General features: G+C 73.9%; 2 protein-coding genes. Both read left to right on the forward strand.

Translation table 11 applies throughout. The annotated features are described in order from the left end of the window. Positions 1 to 155 precede the first annotated feature (155 nt). Positions 156 to 1,229: a glycosyltransferase gene (locus tag RWP81_RS15905; RefSeq protein WP_314457733.1), complete on the forward strand. Its 1,074-nt coding sequence runs from the start codon at positions 156 to 158 to the stop codon at positions 1,227 to 1,229. 100 nt (positions 1,230 to 1,329) lie between these two features. Next, on the forward strand, positions 1,330 to 2,736 hold the full coding sequence (murC, locus tag RWP81_RS15910; RefSeq protein ID WP_314457734.1) for a UDP-N-acetylmuramate--L-alanine ligase: 1,407 nt from the start codon (positions 1,330 to 1,332) through the stop codon (positions 2,734 to 2,736). The last annotated feature ends 146 nt before the right edge of the window (positions 2,737 to 2,882 follow it).

Consider the following 2,882-nt stretch of genomic DNA (forward strand, 5'->3'; position numbering starts at 1 on the left):
GGGCGGGCTGCTGTCGTGCGCGCGCCCCCCCCCCGACCGCCGCGCGGGCGCCGACGAGGCGCCTCGGCGCACGCCGGGCCGGCGTCGGGCTCGACGGAGCTAATCGTCCCCGCCCCGCGACCTGGCCAGCTCCGCGACCTGGCTAGGGTCGTACGGTGACGACTTATCTCCTCGCCGGCGGCGGCACCGCCGGGCACGTCAACCCGCTCCTCGCCGTCGCCGACGGTCTCCGTGCGCGCGACGCCGCAGACGACGTGCTCGTCCTCGGCACGCGCGAGGGGCTGGAGTCGCGCCTCGTGCCCCTGCGCGGCTACGAGCTGCTCACGGTGGCGAAGGTGCCGTTCCCGCGTCGCCCCGACCGCGGGGCCGCGGCATTCCCGACCCGGTTCCTCCGGGCCGTCGCGCACGTGCGCCGGCTCATCCGCGCCCGAGGCGTCGACGTGGTCGTCGGTTTCGGCGGGTACGCCGCCGCTCCCGCCTACATCGCCGCGCGCCGCGAGCGGGTGCCGTTCGTCGTGCACGAGGCGAACGCGAAGCCCGGCCTGGCCAACGTCCTGGGTGCGCGACGTGCTGCAGCCGTCGGCGTGGCCTTCGCCGGCACACCGTTGCGGGGTGCGCGCGAGGTGGGGATGCCGCTCCGCCGCGAGATCGTCGACCTCGACGCCGCGGCATCCCGCGCCGAAGCCGCCGCCCACTTCGGACTGGATGCCGCCCGCCCGACCCTTCTCGTCTTCGGGGGGTCGCTCGGCGCGCTGAGGCTCAACACGGCGTTCGGGGGAGCGTGGCGCGACGTGCTCGACGCCGGCTGGCAGCTCCTGCACGTGACGGGCCAGGGCTCCGATCTGCCCGACCCCGCCGTCGACGGGTACGCGCTCGTCCGCTACGTCGACCGTATGGACCTCGCCTTCGCGCTGGCCGACCTGGTCGTCTCGCGCTCGGGGGCCGCGACCGTGAGCGAGATCAGCGCCCTCGGCATCCCCGCGGTCTACGTGCCATACGCCGTCGGAAACGGCGAGCAGAGCCTGAATGCCGCTGCGGCCGTGCGCGCGGGCGCGGCGATTCTCATCGCCGACGCAGAGCTCACGCCCGAGCGCGCCCGCGACGACATCGTGCCGCTGCTGCGCGATGACGCGCGCCGCGCGGCGATGCGGGCCGCTGCCGCCCGCACCGGCATCCGCACGGGCACCGAGAACGTCATCGCGCTGATCGACGAGGCACTCGCGCGCTGAGGGCGGGGCCGCGCGACCGGGTGGTCCCGAGGCTTCGCAGGGTCCGCACGGGCGCGCCGGGGCATGTGCGCAGGGTGGGCGACGTAAACTCGCAGACGCCATGATCAGACCCGACCTGAGCCTCCCCCTCCCCGAGGACATCGCCTCCGCCCACTTCATCGGAATCGGTGGATCGGGCATGTCGGGACTCGCCCGCATGTTTCTCGACCGCGGCATCCGGGTGTCGGGTTCCGACCGTTCCGACAGCGCTGCCCTGCGAGACCTCGCCGCGCGCGGCGCAACGGTCCACGTCGGTCACGACGCCGCGCACCTCGGCGACGCCGACACGGTGGTGCACACCGGTGCCATCTGGCCCCAGAATCCCGAGTTCGTCACCGCCAAGCAGCGCGGACTCCACGTCATCCACCGCTCGCAGGCCCTGCACTGGCTCATCGGGGGCCGCCGCCTCGTCTCGGTCGCCGGCGCTCACGGCAAGACCACGTCGACGGGCATGATCGTCACGGCCTTCCGCGCCCTCGGAATCGCGCCCACGTTCGTCAACGGGGGAGTCATCGCCGATCTCGGCGTCTCGAGCGGTACCGGTGGCGACGACCTCGTCGTCATCGAGGCCGACGAGTCCGACGGCACCTTCGAGCTCTACGACACCTCGGTGGCGCTCATCACCAACGTCGACCCCGACCACCTCGACCACTACGGCTCGCGCGACGCGTTCGACGCCGCGTTCGCCCGTTTCGCGGATGCCGCGAGCGAGGCCGTGGTCATCTCGGCCGACGACCCCGGTGCGCGCGCCGTGCGTGAGCGCATCACGCACGCGGGCGTCGTGACCTTCGGGGAGGACGCCTCCGCCGACGTGCGCCTGAGCGGCATCCGCACCGACGGCCCGGTCGCCTTCACCCTCACCGCCGGCGGCGAGAGCGTCGACGTGCAGCTGCGCGTTCCCGGTGCTCACAACGCCGTCAACGCCGCCGGCGCGGTTGCCGTGCTGCGCGTGCTCGGACACTCGCTCGGCGACGCCGCACGCGCCGTCCAGGGCTTCGGCGGAACCGTTCGCCGCTTCGAGCTGCACGGTGTCGCGCAGGGGGTCAGCGTCTACGACGACTACGCGCACCACCCCACCGAGGTCGCCGCAGCCCTGTCGGCGGCGCGCACGGTCGTGGGCGAGGGGCGCCTGATCGCCATCCAGCAGCCGCACACGTACTCGCGCACGCAGGAGATGTACCGCGAGTTCGCCGAGGTGCTCGAGTCCCACGCCGACCACACCGTCATGCTCGACGTGTACGGCGCCCGCGAAGATCCGGTGCCCGGGGTCACGGGCGAGCTGGTGAGCGGCGCGTTCGCGGATCCCGCGCACGTGCACTACGTCCCCGATTGGCAGGCGGCGGCGGACTACACCGCCCGCGTCGCCCGCCCGGGCGATTACGTCATCACCCTCGGCTGCGGCAACGTCTACCAGATCATCCCGCAGGTGCTCGACGCGCTCTCGCGCACCGAGGCCGCGGCGGTCTGAGCGTGAAGCGGCCCTCGCCCCTTCCGCAGCAGCCGGAGTCCGTCCGCCCCGCCGCGCGGGCCGAGCGCGCCGCACAACGCCAGGACGCCTCGGTCATCGGTGCCGCACCGGTGACGCCCCTCGTGCGCGACGAGACGGCCGATGCC

Source organism: uncultured Microbacterium sp. (genome assembly GCF_963521695.1).
GTDB lineage: Bacteria > Actinomycetota > Actinomycetes > Actinomycetales > Microbacteriaceae > Microbacterium.